The sequence below is a fragment of the Bradyrhizobium sp. WSM2254 genome (assembly GCF_000472645.1).
GTDB classification, from domain to species: domain Bacteria; phylum Pseudomonadota; class Alphaproteobacteria; order Rhizobiales; family Xanthobacteraceae; genus Bradyrhizobium; species Bradyrhizobium niftali.
In genome coordinates, this window is the sequence record NZ_AXAB01000068.1 from 1 (window position 1) to 14027 (window position 14027).

Annotated in this window: 11 protein-coding genes and 1 pseudogene; 7 read left to right on the top strand and 5 right to left on the bottom strand. The window is 59.9% G+C overall.

Going from position 1 to position 14027, the window contains the following annotated elements; translation table 11 throughout:
• Positions 1–221 (top strand): annotated as a pseudogene (locus A3M7_RS47685) (IS701 family transposase); the annotation flags it as partial.
• A 301-nt stretch (positions 222–522) separates the two neighbouring features.
• On the opposite strand, the gene A3M7_RS0135530 reads toward A3M7_RS47685, so the two are convergent.
• Positions 523–1437 carry a LysR family transcriptional regulator gene (locus tag A3M7_RS0135530; RefSeq protein WP_027548169.1) on the bottom strand — a complete coding sequence of 305 codons (915 nt, stop codon included), beginning with the start codon at positions 1435–1437 and terminating at the stop codon, positions 523–525.
• 127 nt (positions 1438–1564) lie between these two features.
• Here A3M7_RS0135530 and leuC point away from each other — a divergent pair, with 127 nt between their 5' ends.
• The 4 genes from leuC (at position 1565) to A3M7_RS0135550 (ending at position 6069) form a co-directional block, all read left to right on the top strand.
• A complete protein-coding gene (leuC, locus tag A3M7_RS0135535; protein ID WP_027548170.1) occupies positions 1565–2989 on the top strand; it encodes a 3-isopropylmalate dehydratase large subunit in 1425 nt (474 codons plus the stop codon).
• Positions 2986–3594 (top strand): 3-isopropylmalate dehydratase small subunit, encoded by a 609-nt coding sequence (gene leuD, locus A3M7_RS0135540; protein ID WP_027548171.1) that lies wholly within the window; start codon positions 2986–2988, stop codon positions 3592–3594. Before leuC ends, leuD begins: the two co-directional genes overlap by 4 nt.
• A gap of 71 nt (positions 3595–3665) precedes the next feature.
• The gene (locus tag A3M7_RS45470; RefSeq protein WP_049823897.1) at positions 3666–4988 is read left to right on the top strand and encodes a 2-hydroxycarboxylate transporter family protein; all 1323 of its coding nucleotides are present in this window, start codon (positions 3666–3668) and stop codon (positions 4986–4988) included.
• A gap of 46 nt (positions 4989–5034) precedes the next feature.
• Entirely contained in the window at positions 5035–6069 is a 1035-nt protein-coding gene (locus tag A3M7_RS0135550; protein ID WP_371090243.1) for an alpha/beta fold hydrolase, read from the top strand.
• Positions 6070–6475: 406 nt separating this feature from the next.
• On the opposite strand, the gene A3M7_RS0135560 is transcribed toward A3M7_RS0135550, so the two are convergent.
• The 3 genes from A3M7_RS0135560 to A3M7_RS47695 all read right to left on the bottom strand — a co-directional run bounded on the left by A3M7_RS0135560 (position 6476) and on the right by A3M7_RS47695 (position 8999).
• Positions 6476–6736 (bottom strand): hypothetical protein, encoded by a 261-nt coding sequence (locus A3M7_RS0135560; RefSeq protein WP_027548173.1) that lies wholly within the window; start codon positions 6734–6736, stop codon positions 6476–6478.
• 43 nt (positions 6737–6779) lie between these two features.
• The gene (locus tag A3M7_RS49215; protein WP_156937076.1) at positions 6780–7475 is read right to left on the bottom strand and encodes a hypothetical protein; all 696 of its coding nucleotides are present in this window, start codon (positions 7473–7475) and stop codon (positions 6780–6782) included.
• Positions 7476–8753: 1278 nt separating this feature from the next.
• Positions 8754–8999 (bottom strand): hypothetical protein, encoded by a 246-nt coding sequence (locus A3M7_RS47695; RefSeq protein ID WP_084302809.1) that lies wholly within the window; start codon positions 8997–8999, stop codon positions 8754–8756.
• Positions 9000–9799: 800 nt separating this feature from the next.
• On the opposite strand from A3M7_RS47695, the gene A3M7_RS49220 reads away from it, so the two are divergent.
• Together A3M7_RS49220 and A3M7_RS45475 are read left to right on the top strand one after the other, a co-directional pair.
• Positions 9800–10027, top strand: a complete 228-nt coding sequence (locus tag A3M7_RS49220; protein ID WP_156937077.1) for a hypothetical protein — start codon at positions 9800–9802, stop codon at positions 10025–10027.
• 29 nt (positions 10028–10056) lie between these two features.
• Entirely contained in the window at positions 10057–11637 is a 1581-nt protein-coding gene (locus A3M7_RS45475; RefSeq protein ID WP_084302810.1) for a recombinase family protein, read from the top strand.
• Between the two features lie 195 nt (positions 11638–11832).
• Here A3M7_RS45475 and A3M7_RS51415 read toward each other — a convergent pair whose 3' ends face one another.
• Complete coding sequence (locus A3M7_RS51415) at positions 11833–12096, bottom strand: methyltransferase (protein ID WP_371090244.1); 264 nt, start codon at positions 12094–12096, stop codon at positions 11833–11835.
• Between the last annotated feature and the right edge of the window lie 1931 nt (positions 12097–14027).

Below are 14027 nucleotides of genomic sequence, written 5' to 3' on the forward strand. Positions count from 1 at the left end.
TCGAAGGGCGATCATGGCAAGGTCTTCATCGCCACGCCCTTATGACAATGATTGCCTACGCCTTCCTGCAAAATCGTCGCCTCGCATATGCGGGGCGGAAAAAAAAGAATCAACGGGCCTCCGCCCCAGCCAACCATGCCCGCCGTACGTCACGCCATCGTCGATCTCATCCTTCGGCCGCCGTCTCAGCAGTGCCCATATTGCCGAAAGCAAATCCTTGAAAAACAGTGGCGCAAACCAATTCTGCCAAAGTAGTGCTAATAGATGACACTGTTCGAATTCCTCGACGCTCGAGACTCCGAGAATTGTGCTATCTGAACGGTCGCCAATCGGTACTCAAGATCGTGGTTTTGTTGGCGACGTAGCCGCCATTGGCATAGACGGCATTCACGGTCGCGCCGTTTCGTGCAGCGTAGCATCGCTCCGATTTCGTCCTCCAGACCCTCAAGAGCGAGGGCCTAAAAGGTACGTGACTGATGACCTTCGCAAGCCGGTGACGCAATCTGGACATTGCATCCAGATTTATCGACCGCTTTTCGCGACGTGCTGCCAGAAGGACTCTGCGGCTTGTGCCAGGCGAAGCTTCGGCCGGAAAATGTGAATCTCGATCGGCACGTGCCATTCCTGTCCGCCTGACGGGACGATATCGCCTGAGGCAAGCTGATCGCGGATCAGACTTTCAGGCAGCCACGCCATGCCACGGCCGGCCTGGACCATTGTCACCAATAGCTTTGCCAGGTGAGAGGTGAAAGCCGTACGCAGATATACGTCCAAGGGCGATGTCGCGCGCACTGCTTCAAGGATACGTCCCATGCCCGATTCAGGACGGAAGCTGAGGAATTGAACCGGTGCGACTTCCGTACCCGGAAGCTCAAAACGCGGCTTGCGGTTCCGCTGCGAAAGCGGCACCGATGCCGGAATGAGCTTGTCATCGCCGACATGCAGCGACCGAAAATGCGACGGCGAAAGGGCGGTGGTCGCTGCCGGGTGGTAGTGGCAGAGGAGGAAATGCGCGTCGCCGGCCAGCAGTATCCGTTCACAGATCTCCATGTGATTGGCAACGAGCTGCACGTTCGGAACGAACGAGAGCTTTGTCTCGATGCCGCGCAGCCAATCGGGAAAGAAAGTCAGCGACAACGCGTTGGTCGAAGCGAACTTGAGCACGTCGGATGCGCCGCGGGCTTGCTCCTGAGCGTCGAGCCGGCCGGCAGCGAGCCGACGCAGGACATCCTCTGCCGTCTCGCGAAAATTCTCGCCTGCCGGCGTGAGATTGACGCTGTGAGTCGTGCGATCCAGTAGCGGTGCGCCTGTCCATACCTCGAGCGCTTGTATTCTCCGGCTCAACGCAGGCTGCGAGCAATTGCGCTGCTCAGCCGCCCGCGAGAAGCTGCGTGTCGTCGCCACCGCGATGAAATCGTGCAGCCAGTTAATCTCCATCGCACGTCCTCCTGACATTCCAGTATTGCTTATGCATATCCTGCATAACGATATCAGAACTCGACATTGGATTTCCAGTGTCGTCAGCAGCACGGTGGACGAACGAGTTATCCGGGAGGAAAGCGGAATGGCCGCGCGGACGCTTTATGACAAGCTGGTCGACGCCCATGTCGTCCGCAATCTCGACGAGAGCGGCCTCGTGCTGCTCTACGTCGACCGTACTGTGCTGAACGAATATACCAGTCCGCAGGCCTTCGCCGGCTTGCGCGCCGCCGGCCGCAAGGTCTGGAATCCGAAAGCCGCGCTGATGGTGGTTGACCACGTCAACCCCACGGCCGCCCGGCGCACCCGCGCGATGCCCGATGGCGCGGCGGCACGGCAGGTCGACTATTTCGCCGAGAACGCCCGGGATTTCGGCATCGAATATTTCGACATTCTCGATCCGCGCCAGGGCATTGAGCATGTCGTCGCCCCCGAGCAGGGACTGGTCATGCCGGGCATGGTGATCGCGGCCGGCGACAGCCACAGCACCGCCTATGGGGCGTTCGGTGCACTCGGCTACGGTATCGGAACGTCCGACATCGAGCATTATCTCGCGACCTCGACGGTCCGCTATCGCCGGCTCAAGACGATGCGCGTGCAGTTGACCGGCCGTCTGCCGCTCGGTGTCACCTCCAAGGACATCGTCATGGAGGTGATTCGGCGGATCGGTGCCGACGGCGCCACCGGATACGCGGTGGAGTTCAGTGGTCCCATCGTCTCCGACATGAGCGTCGAGAGCCGGATCGTGATGTCGATCATGATCGTCGAGGCGGGCGCTCGCGGCGTCGTGATCGCGCCGGATCAGAAAGTGCTGGATTATCTGGAAGGCCGTCCGCGCTCGCCGAAGGGCGAGATGTGGGAGCGGGCGGCCAGGAGCTGGCTGGCACTGGCCTCGGATCCCGATACCCGGTTCGACCGCGAGGTCACGCTCGACGTGTCCGAGGTGGCACCCTTGGTGACCTGGGGCACGAGTCCCGACCAGGCGATCGCGGTCACCGACAATGTTCCCGATCCCGTGCAACAGGGCGCGCCCGATCGCAAGGCCGCGGCCGCGCGCGCGCTGAGCTATATGGGCCTGACGCCGGGCACGCCCATTCAATCCATCCCGATCGACTTCGCCTTCATCGGGTCCTGCACCAATTCGCGCATCGAAGACTTGCGCGATGCAGCCGCAATCTTTCGCGGCCGCAGCGTCGCCGCCGGCGTGCGCGCGATCGTCGTGCCCGGCTCGACCCAGGTCAGAGCGCAGGCCGAGGCGGAGGGACTTGCAAGAGTGTTCATCGACGCCGGGGTCGAATGGCGGCAGTCCGGCTGCTCGATGTGCCTTGCGATGAACGACGACGTGCTGAGGCCGGGAGAGCGCTGCGCCTCCTCGACCAACCGCAACTTCGAGGGCCGCCAGGGACCTGGCGCGCGCACGCATCTGATGAGCCCGGCGATGGTGGCCGCGGCAGCCGTCACCGGGCGCATCACCGACGTTCGCACGATGCTGGGAGGGGCGCGCCAATGACGCCGTTCCATCAGGTCTCGGGCGTGGCCGCGCCGATGATGGCGCCGAACGTCGATACCGACGTCATCATGCCGAAAATGTTCCTCAAGGGCGTGGACCGCAGCGGGCTCGGCGAGGGCGCTTTCAACCTGCTGCGATTCAGCGGCGGCAAGCCCAATCCGGATTTCGTTCTGAACCAGAACGGCTATCGCGACGCCTGCTTTCTCGTGGTCGGCCCGAATTTCGGTTGCGGCTCGAGCCGCGAGCATGCGGTGTGGGGGCTTCAGCAGCTCGGCATCCGCGCGCTGATCGGCACCAGCTTCGCCGGCATCTTCAACGACAATTGCGCCAATAATGGTCTGTTGACGATCGCTCTCGAGGCCGGCGTCGTAGCGGGGCTCGCCGCTGTCGTGGCCGATCGCTCGCGCAACGACCTCACGGTCGACCTTGCGGCGCAGACGCTCCAATTCGACCGCGGCCGCCGCTCGATCGCGTTCGACATCGAGCCGGCGAGGAAGGAAGCCTTTCTGACGGGCCGCGATTTCATCGCCTCCACGCTTGTCTTCGCCGACGATATCCGCGCCTTCGAGACGCGGCATCGCGCGGAGAATCCCTGGATCGTCTGACCTGCACGAGCCCGAGCGCGGCGCTGATCGCCGCGCCACGAATAAATCAATGACAAACAGCGGAGGGACCCTTGGTAGACACGACATATCACCCGGCTGAGGCGCCGGAGGCTGCTGCTCCGGTGAAGCTTGCCCGCCTCAAGATCGGTCCGTTGCCGGGCGGCATCTACCTCGCCGCCGCGCTCGTCTGTGGAGCGGCCGTCCATTTCGGCAAGCTGCCGAACGATGTGATCGGCGGTCTGTTGGTCCTGATGCTGCTCGGCTTTCTGCTCGGCAAGCTCGGCCAGACGATACCGGTCCTGAAGCAGATCGGCGGCACGGCGATTCTCTGCCTGTTCGTGCCGTCAGCGCTGGTGAGCTATGGCCTGATGCCCGATGCCGCGCTGAAGGCGATCGCGACCACGTTCCGCACGGCCAACTTCCAATATTTTTTCATTGCCTGCCTCGTCGCAGGCTCGATCCTCGGGATGCCCTACCGCGTCCTCGTTCAAGGCTTCATTCGCATGTTCGTCCCGCTCCTGGTCGGTACGATCGCGGCGGTCTCGGCGGGGATCGCAATGGGGCTGCTGTTCGGTCACAGCCCGAAGGACACGTTCTTCTTCATCATCATTCCGATCGTTGGTGGCGGCCTTGCGGAAGGCGTCCTGCCGCTCTCCATCGCCTACGCGGAGATGTTGCAGCGGCCGCAGGCCGAGCTCGTTGCGCAGATGGTGCCCGCGGCCCTTCTCGGCAATGTCGTCGCGATTGTCAGCGCGGGCCTCCTGGCTCGACTTGGTGAGAAGCGCAGCAACCTCAATGGCAGGGGGATGCTGGTCAGGACGGGAGACGGTGACATTCTCGGCGAGGCGCGGCCGGACCAGCCGATTGATCTCGCCTTGCTCGGCGCGGGCATCGTCCTGTCGTCCGCCCTATTCGCGCTGGGGATGGTGCTGGCGCCGGTGACGGGGATTCCTGGTCCGATCATGATGATCATCGCGGCGGTGGCACTGAAGCTGGCCAGGATCCTGCCGGCCGAGATGGAGCTCGGCGCCTATCAAATCAACAAGTTCATGTCGACGAACCTGACCTTCGCCATCCTGGTCGCGATGGGAACGCTGCTGGTGTCCTGGCAGCAACTCGTCGCGTCCTTCAATCCCGGCTACATCATGATCTGCACGGCCGCCGTTCTGGCGATGATCGCGTCTGGATTCTTCGTCGGCAAGTGGCTGAACATGTATCCGGTCGAGGCGGCGATCGTGACCGCCTGCCACTCGGGGCTTGGCGGAACCGGCGATGTCGCCATTCTCGGCGCCGCGGATCGCATGGGCTTGATGGCATTCGCCCAGATCTCCACCCGCGTCGGCGGCGCGATCATGATCGTGATCGCGACGCTGTTGATGAAATCGATGTCTTGATAACGGCCGGCCCTTCATTCGCGACAAATATTCCAGGGAGACTCTCATGCTCGACTTCGAACAGGCTGAATCGCGCGATCCATCGAAGATCGGGCTGACTCGCCGCCATCTGATGTCGATCGCGTTGACAACCGGTGCCCTCGGTTCGGCCGGATTGCCGCCGGGTGCTCTCGCTCAGGAGAATAGTGCCGTGACGACCAGCGCGCTGCCAAAGTTGCTGCCAGGGTTCCAGCAGAAGCGCCTCAAGACCAGCGGGGCCGAGATCAACGCGGTCGTGAAGGGCGAGGGGCCGCCGCTGCTGTTGCTGCACGGACACCCGCAGACATTGGCGTGTTGGCACAAGATCGCCCCCAAACTCGCGGAGCGTTTCACAGTGGTGCTGACCGATCTGCGCGGCTACGGCGATTCCAGCAAGCCCGAAGGCGGCAAAGACAGTATCGCATATTCCAAGCGGGAGATGGCGCGGGATCAGGTCGAGGTGATGCACGCGCTCGGATTTGACCGCTTCCAGGCCGTCGGCCATGATCGCGGCGGGCGCGTTCTGCATCGTCTGATGCTTGATCATCCGGACACCGTCTCCAAGGCGGTCCTGCTTGACATCGCGCCGACCGCGACGATGTACGCCAAGGTGAACAAGGAGTTCGCTACGAAATATATGTGGTGGTTCTTTCTCATTCAGCCGGCGCCGCTTCCGGAAACCTTGATCGGCAACAATCTCGAATTCTATCTGCAGACCCATATCAGCAAGCAGAACAAGACGCCGGGCGCCATCGATCCGATTGCACTCGAAGAGTACCGCCGGTGCTACACCCGCGAGACGCTGCACGCGGTCTGCGAGGATTATCGCGCCGCCGCGGGAATTGACCTAATCCACGATGAGGCTGATTCCGACAAGAGCATCGGTTGCCCGCTGCTCGTGCTGTCGGGCGGAAAGGGGGTCGTGGGGACGAGCTATGACGTGCTCGGTACATGGCGCGCCAAAGCGAAGGATGTGCAAGGTGGAAGCCTGCCGTGCGGTCACTATCTGCCGGAAGAAGCGCCGGAACTGTTGTTCGAGAAGATCAATTCGTTTCTCACCTGACGATCGCTTGGAGATCCACATCGACACGCCCTTTAGTCGCCCAAACGTGGCGAACCAAAGTACGACAATCCCGCTCCGCCCCGCGCAGCACCGGCCGGCAGCGCCGCCTGCGACTAATTCGCGTCCTCAGCGCTAAAGAACCTGGGTTGCAGCAAGACCAGTTCGGCGGCTATCCTGGACACGCCAACTCCCTGCCGCGCGAGCCTGATCAATTGCTGGATCTCTTGCTCGGCCCATTTCTTCGGCTTCGGCGTTTTCAAGTGCTGCCCTTCAATCGGCACCACTTAGCGAGCACGCTGCTTGCGCGCATTTGGGAAATTTACAGGTGGCCCCTAAAGCTTCATCTTAGGGCGCCTGTAACCGTAACTGCTCCGGCGATACCGTGAGCGACGGTAGGCTGGTCCTTTCAATCAACCAGCTGCTTCGGGAGCACCATCACGATGTTGATCTCACGCTCCAGTATCTTTGAGGAAATGATGGAAATGTGCAGCGCAAATTCATCCTGGATCTGTGCTGCTGTATCCTCATCTTTCACGTAGACGAACAGGATGTCACCATCTACCTCGTCGAAGCGCGCGCCTGCGAACAGGCGGTCGAACCGTCTCGCACCGATGATTTGAGCCATGCGGGCTTGAATTGCGTAGTCGTGAATTTCCGAGAGCTGCATGAGCTACAGATAGACACTCGGCGAGGTGGTGCAAGCCCGTTAGCTAACTTGATCCACCAATAACGCCTTTGCGTTGCAAGTCATCGAAAATGGCCCCGACCGAGCTGGACGCATTCGCTCCATCGCCGACGAATAGTGAACCTCGTGCGCTGACCTGACCATTCCCGACCCACAAGTTGCGTCCCGTCGATGGTTCGAGCAGGCGGGCTGTGAACGCAGTTTGCCGCCGGTAGTGGTACACGGGAGTGGATGTTGCAGTGACCGTACCAGACGATGTCCCATTCAGCGAGACGGACGAAACATTCCCGAACGTGTTGATAGTGCCGTTCGCAACGGAGGACCCGGAATACTGACCGCTCAATATCGTTCCAGCATATTGCTGCTGGACGCCACTGTCGCCGACTGTCAGGACCAGCACGCCATCTATGCTGTTGGTCGCAAGCCCCTGACGAATTTCTGTATTTGTATAGGTTCGCGTTGGTGGAAACAACGCGAATGCATCTTCAGCAACAACGCCGCGCTTTCTGCCTTCCTCTGAGATGGTCGCCTGAATGCTGGAAGCTAGACCGGGCGGCCCCGCAACGTAGGCGACTATCCGAGTGATCGGCTTGGAGGGAAGGTCTCGGTCTGCATACCCTTGCATGGATGTTGTGATGCAGCCTGTTAATGTCATTGCCGCAACTGCCGTGAAGGCAAGGCGCCCAGTCGCCCACGCAAAACGATCTCTGAACTGAAACAATTCTGGCCCCCAACAACTATCGAGTTATCTTCTTTCGGTATTCGTCTATCATCGCCGTCGTAACATCACCGGGATAGCATAGCGGTGCCGCGCCGCCCGGCCGCGAATAGGCGCTTCTGCTGCCGCATGTTCGGCCATTCCTCATCGTATCATCTGGGCAGGCGCATGGACTGCCGCTTGCGTGATATTGATCCCGGCTGGTCTTGATCAGGATCGCAGCGATGGCCGACGCGGTCAGTGCAACTTCAACCTTCCGCTTAGCGTCCGGTTGCTGTGGCGCGGCCTCAGGCGACGTTTTTGGAGGTATGGTGGTGACTGTTGAGGATGGCGCGGCTCTCGCGGGCGGCTGCGCTGGGGCGCCGTTCGGGGCCTCTGCGAAAGCTAACGGCTTTGCGGCAGAGCTCGGCGCCTGCGCAACCGACGAAGACGGAGCATTGACCGTCCCGAGATCGTGACGACCCATGGAATACGCTCCGAAGGCCGTAAAGCCCAGAAGCACAATGACAACCCCGCCGCGCATGGTTCCACATTGAAGCGAAAGATGGGAGTTCGTGCAAGCTGTAGACGCGGTGATCTACACTTTTGGCGCGCCCCCGTATTTCTCCGGGTGCGGGCAGTTGCCTTCATAGCTGAGCCACAAGCTCAGCCCGGCACGTCCTAAGTATCGTTGCCCTCTCGACACAAGTAAGGAAGAAATCGTCCCGCGTTGAAAATTGCTGCACTGCTTTCGTTTTTTGTTTTTCTCATTTTCGATAGCCGACGCTACTGTTGCCGCGCGCGTGATGCCGCATCGTTGCATGACCGCAAAGCTTGTTTGGTCCACCAGGGAAAGCTGCTCACTGGCATACGCTCGCTCGGGCGGCCGCCCTATCGGATCGTCAAGCGAGACCTTTGGCGCGGCACATGGACCGGCGCGATTAACTCACGGCCAACTTAAATCAACTGGCGGGCCGCGGAAACGCCGCCCCTTAGATGGATCGAGGGAGCGGCCCCGATGAGCGGCACAATCGCGCCCTGCACTTCAGAGGCGATGCCAAGGCGGCACGCCGGCCAAGGTCACACACGGACGTCGCGGCGAGATATGCCCAGCTCACGCTCGAGCAGCAGGCGATGGTGACGGCCGAGATCAGCCGCATCGTGCAGGAGGTCCACGCGATGCGCCGTCGCAGACTGCACAGGAAGCGTGACCGACTGCGGCAGATGGCGCACCGCCGGCGATTGAGGCGTTGAACGTCACCGAGGCCCGCCGGTGCACGCTGGCGGGCCCTTCGCTTTCCTTCAGTACCGCGGCGTTCGTGTCCCGTAGCTGCCCGTAGATGGGTTGTAGTTGCCGCTGGTGCCGTAGTTGTCCCGCTGGGTCCCATTGGGGTTGGTCGCAACGTGCGGCGCCACGTAGGTGCCGTTGCTGCGCGTGTAGCCCGACGAGGTGTGCGTGCTCGGGTTTGAACCCGTGCCGCTAACGTATTGCGCCTGGGCAGCGGTTGCTGCGAGCGCGAATGCAAAAGCGATAGCAATGGTTTTCATTTTCCAGTCCTCCCCAAATGGCTTCTCGACAGGGTATGCAACCACGGCATGCCTAGGGTACCGAGTCCGACCAAAGGATGCACCGAATATTGGGGCCCGCCACTAGGTCTTTTTCTTGCCGTCGTGCATTCTGTAGTTGATAACAAGGTGGGCAGTCTTGGGGGAGTGGATGTTTCGACTTCGGATTATACTTTTCTTCGTTACCCTGATCGCTCTGCCGGTCTCGCTGACAGGGTGCTTGTCGATTGGCGGTCCGATGGTGTGGAGTTACTATGACAAGTGCAGCGCTCAGACTTCGTCGTTCCTTGCGATGGCCGAGTGCGGCAAGCAGGCGCGCAATGCGGATTGCATACCCAGTAACGACTGTTCGTCTATGGGAAATGCCTACGTCCAATTTACGGACTCATTGGTCCTGTCTGTCAAAAACAAGGAGATGACGGAGGCCGAGGCGATGCGCCGATATGCCGAGTACAAGACCTCGTTGATCCAGTCGGACCGTCGGGACGACGCGATCAGGGATGCCGGCAGAGCAGCCGCGGGCCCGCATCCCATTCCTCGCTCGGATGCTCCTGTGTTGCGGCCCGCGCCGCTTCCATGTCCTGCCGCTTACCGCACCTGCTAACGCCCACCTGAGCCTGTGTCCCTTCGGCCTCGGAACGAGCGCCGGCTAGCAGTCGTGCGTGTGGAAAGGGTTGCTCGTCTCGGATCGAAAACTTTCGATATACCGAAATTCCACTTGCTCCGTCGGGCAAAACAGTGGTTCATAAGGCGCTGGCTCAAACCAATTGGGAACCAGCGCAATGGCCGACGAACTCGAGACCTCCGATCTGTCCAAGATCGCCAAGCTAAACGGAGATTTCAAAAGGAACTACGGTCCTTTGCTTGGCGCCTTTTTGTATATGCGGTCGATCAGTGCCGTGCGCCGTCGGTCCTGGCTCTGGTCTGCCTTGGCGTCGGTCGCAGGTTCGCTCGCACTGGGCTGGATCGGAAAGCACTGTTCATCTTGGCTTTCAGGCTGGCTAGGATAGGCGGATGTGGCCAACGGTAGGGGCGTTCCATGGGAACTGCGCTCACTGTGCAAAATGCCAGGTTGCTCCGACGACGCGAGAACGAGCCTCGGGCGGCACAATACATTCGAATGTCGACAGATCGACAGCAATACTCGGTCGCAAATCAGATGGCTTTGATCGCGAGCTACGCGGCTGAGCATCGGCTCGAGATCGTGCGCACGTATATGGACGAGGGCATTAGCGGGCTGAGGATTAATAATCGCCAGGGGCTTATCGATCTGCTCAATGACGTGCAATCGGGAGCTACTGACTTCGCCACTGTCCTGGTGCGGGACGTCAGTCGCTGGGGGCGATTTCAGGACACAGATGAAAGCGCGTACTACGAGTTCATCTGCAAGCTGGCTGGCGTGAAGGTGATTTATTGCGCTGAAATCTTCGAGAACGACGGAAGCCCGATGTCCGGTCTCTGGAAAAATATGAAGCGCCTGATGGCTGCCGAGGACAGCCGCGACAAGTCGGCAAAAGTCTTTGCAGGACATTGCCGGATCGTCGGACTCGGCTATCGAGTGGGTGGACGGCCCGGCTTTGCACTGCGCAGAGAACTGATCGACGCAACGGGCAATTCGAGGGGCTTTCTCCAGCCTGGCGAGCAGAAGGCATTGCACACCGACAGAGTGTTGCTACGGGCGGGGTCTCCCGATGAAATCGCGATCGTGCGGTGGATATTCGAAAGCTTCGTTACCGGGAAAGGCGAAACCGATATCGCCCGCGAGCTGAATGCTAGGGGCGCAGTCAACCATTGCGGCGTCCCGTGGAATCTCCAGATGATAGGCCGCATCCTTCGCAACGAAAACTACATTGGCAATACCGTCTATTACCGGACATCGAGCTACCTGCGGCAACGTCGCGTTATTAACGGCAAGGCCAAGTGGATCCGCAAGGAGGGCTCTCTTGAGTCAATTGTAGCGCGCGACGTGTTCGACGACGCTCAGCGGATTATCGAGCGTCGGGCACGACAAAATCTCTCGTCCGATCTATTGCTCAAGAAGTTGCGCGTTCTACAGCTTCGGCTCGGCACTTTGTCTGCCGGTGCGATCAATCGAGCCAAGGGGATGCCCTGCGCGTCTATATATGAACGTCGGTTTGGCAGCCTCCGCAATGCGTACGAGCTGATTGGTTTCGCCCCGCCAGGCGACTATAGCTACATCGATACGCGTGGCGAGCGGCTAAGCCTGGTTCAGCAACTCGCCGTCGGGATTGGCGCTAAGGTGCATGAGGTGGACCCCCAGCTCATTGCGGAACGAACGGGAGGCTGCTTAGCCCTAAGTGATGGGTCCTTCATATCATTTCGCGTCATTCGATGCTGGCAGCACCCCCAGCGGCACTGTCGGGTTTGGACGCTACGGCGTAGCGCCAAGCAGCATCCGGGTGTCGCGGTTGTAATCAGGCTGGATGAACAGAATAAGGAGCCTCTCGACTACATCCTGACGTCGAGAGACCGCATTCCCGAGCGGCCGCTGATAGTGACCGAGGCAGTCGTGAGGAAACGTTATCGGAGCAGGTTCAAACGCTCGACCCAATTGATCCTGGCGCTGAAGCGCCGACTTGCTGCTAGGTCCCACGGCTAGCCTGTATGTGGTCGATTACGGTCTATTCACCTCGCTAAGACGCCCAGGCGGGTGAGCTCTTTGTGGTCGTCGTGAGTAAACACAATCTCGAGGCCGGCTGCCTCGATCATCTCGCGGAAAGTTTCCACGGTCGAACCACGATTGTTCTCCTGAAGAACGATCACGCCGTCGTCGGCTAGGTATTGGTGTATCGTGTTAAAGAACTCCCGGTGGATGCCCAGTCAGGGTCGCGAGCGCAGATATCGCGTTCATACTGGTCAATGAAGTGGGTGGATTGCTCACCACCAAGTTCCAGCGCTCGCTTTCGGGGATACTCCGAAGATTGTTGGATTCGTAAACTGAGACGCAATCCTCAAGGGTGAGCTTTACCGTATTTTTGCAGCAGTTCACCGCAGCGGAATTGATGTCGGCCAGACACAGCGTTTCGCACAGGCCGTGCCCCAACATCGAAAAGCCAATAAATGCCGGCCCAGCGCACCAATGAAAAGGCGAGGCTGTTTAGGCATTCCACGAGAGTACAGAAACGGAATGAAGTCTTGGTCAAACTCGATGCCGCCTCCATCGAGCTCGCTCTTATAATCGACCGTGATCCCCACCCAGGACGACGCGCTTTGCTGGCCTTATTCGACGTAGCGCCGGCCTCACGAGGCCGTGCCCGATCGTATGCAGAACGCCCATTGCCAACACCGACAAATGAAGAAGCCGCAACATGCGGCCAGGTCGTTCGTGAGCTTGCCGCGCGAGTTGATTGAGAAAAGTCTTCGCCTTCTAGCTGTACATTTCTGAATGTTTCTGATTGTGTCAACCGGAATCCGACCAAGCACCGGGACGACTATGAGTTTAATCCAGAGGCTCCGAAGGCGTCTATTTCCGCCGCGCGGCGCAATCGAAGGCTATGAAAACGAGGAGCTGGTCGACACTATCTATCGCAAAACCGTCGCTTATCAGTCGGAGGCCAACTGGCCCTTGGTCGAGGGGTTAACAGCCGTACTCGATTTCGGAGGGGGCGCCGGCGTTCACTACAAGACCGCCAGCCGGCAATCACCAGACATCCGATGGGCAGTAGTTGAGACGCCTGCCATGGTGAGGCGTGCGAATGAGCTTGCGACAGACAAGTTGAGGTTTTTCGATCGTATCCAGGAGGCAGCCGACTGGCTCGGAAACGTTGACCTGGTCCATTCCAACGGGGCCATCCAGTACGTGCCCGACCCTTTCGGGACCATTCAGGCGCTATGCGCGGTCATGCCGGCCACGTTGGTTTGGCATCGCGTTCCGATCAGCGACGGAGAAGTGCGACGAGAGGTCCAGACTTCGTACCTAAGCGACAATGGACCCGGGCGACTATCTTCATCTGCGGAAAAGCTCGTAAGATACGAGCGGACTTGGATCTCCGAACAGGCCTTCCTCGAGGCTCATGAGGGCTACCATATAGCAGAACGCGGCCCGGATCCCGGTGAACATGGTACGCATCAGTTTAGGTTTGTACCGCGTTGAGGAGCCGAGGGAAGACTTCGGCTTGCTTATTGCTCGGGCAGGTTCACTGCACCGTGAAATTGACGACATCCGACCGCGAAGAGCTGTCCAACAGCCAGCCTAAGCGGATGAAGGGTCGCTCGATGAAGCGCCAGGAAATCCACGCGAGCGGCGTGGTCAGAGCCACGCCAAGCATGGTGCTGATTAGAGCCGAAGCGACCGATGATCCCTAGGAATTCGCAAACCGAACAGCAATCGACAGTCCGATCATGTGAAGCAGGCAAAAGCTGTAGGAAACTAGGCCTAAAAAAGTGCTCCAAGCTGCGTCGAGGAAGCTGAAGAGCTTCAAATCTGGTGCAAAGGGCTATGGCCCCTTGTTGGGGTGCGTTCCACCGCTTCATAGATCGCGTCGGCTGGCGAGCGCAGGACTCGAATCTGCAACCAGACCGTTATGAGCGGCGGACTATCGACCGGCCTTGTTGATTTCGCTGCGCTATTGTTCGGGTTTGATCGCGCTTGTCGCGTTTCATTTGCGCTGTTTCTGGCGCGAAGCTGGTGCAGGTGAGGCTCGACGTTCATATCATGACGTGAGCCATGGGAAACTCGCAATATGCGCAATGGATTGTGGCCGACGACTTATGCTCAGTACTCGGAGTACCAAGATAATTTGACCGCGTATTCGTACTTGCCGCGAGCGAAAGGGGGGGGCGCTCTCGCGATGCCGTACCGGATTAGCGTCGGCCATGTCGATGGCGCGCGCGGCAGCGGCTTGATGCGCTGATTCAGGGTGTTCTGCTCGGCGGGACTGCCTTCGCTCATCGTGGGGCCGCGCGGCTCCGGAAAACATCTGGCAGCGCGCTATCTGCACCACACACGGCAGGGGCACAGGTGGGCGCCTGCAGCGGATAATCTGCGGT

Coding starts and splice junctions, on each gene's coding strand:
- leuD (WP_027548171.1), top strand. CDS start 2,986: ATGACGCCGTTCCATCAGGTCTCGGGCGTGGCCGCGCCGATGATGGCG.
- A3M7_RS45475 (WP_084302810.1), top strand. CDS start 10,057: ATGGGAACTGCGCTCACTGTGCAAAATGCCAGGTTGCTCCGACGACGC.
- A3M7_RS47695 (WP_084302809.1), bottom strand. CDS start 8,999: ATGAAAACCATTGCTATCGCTTTTGCATTCGCGCTCGCAGCAACCGCT.
- leuC (WP_027548170.1), top strand. CDS start 1,565: ATGGCCGCGCGGACGCTTTATGACAAGCTGGTCGACGCCCATGTCGTC.
- A3M7_RS0135550 (WP_371090243.1), top strand. CDS start 5,035: ATGCTCGACTTCGAACAGGCTGAATCGCGCGATCCATCGAAGATCGGG.
- A3M7_RS49220 (WP_156937077.1), top strand. CDS start 9,800: ATGGCCGACGAACTCGAGACCTCCGATCTGTCCAAGATCGCCAAGCTA.
- A3M7_RS0135530 (WP_027548169.1), bottom strand. CDS start 1,437: ATGGAGATTAACTGGCTGCACGATTTCATCGCGGTGGCGACGACACGC.
- A3M7_RS0135560 (WP_027548173.1), bottom strand. CDS start 6,736: ATGCAGCTCTCGGAAATTCACGACTACGCAATTCAAGCCCGCATGGCT.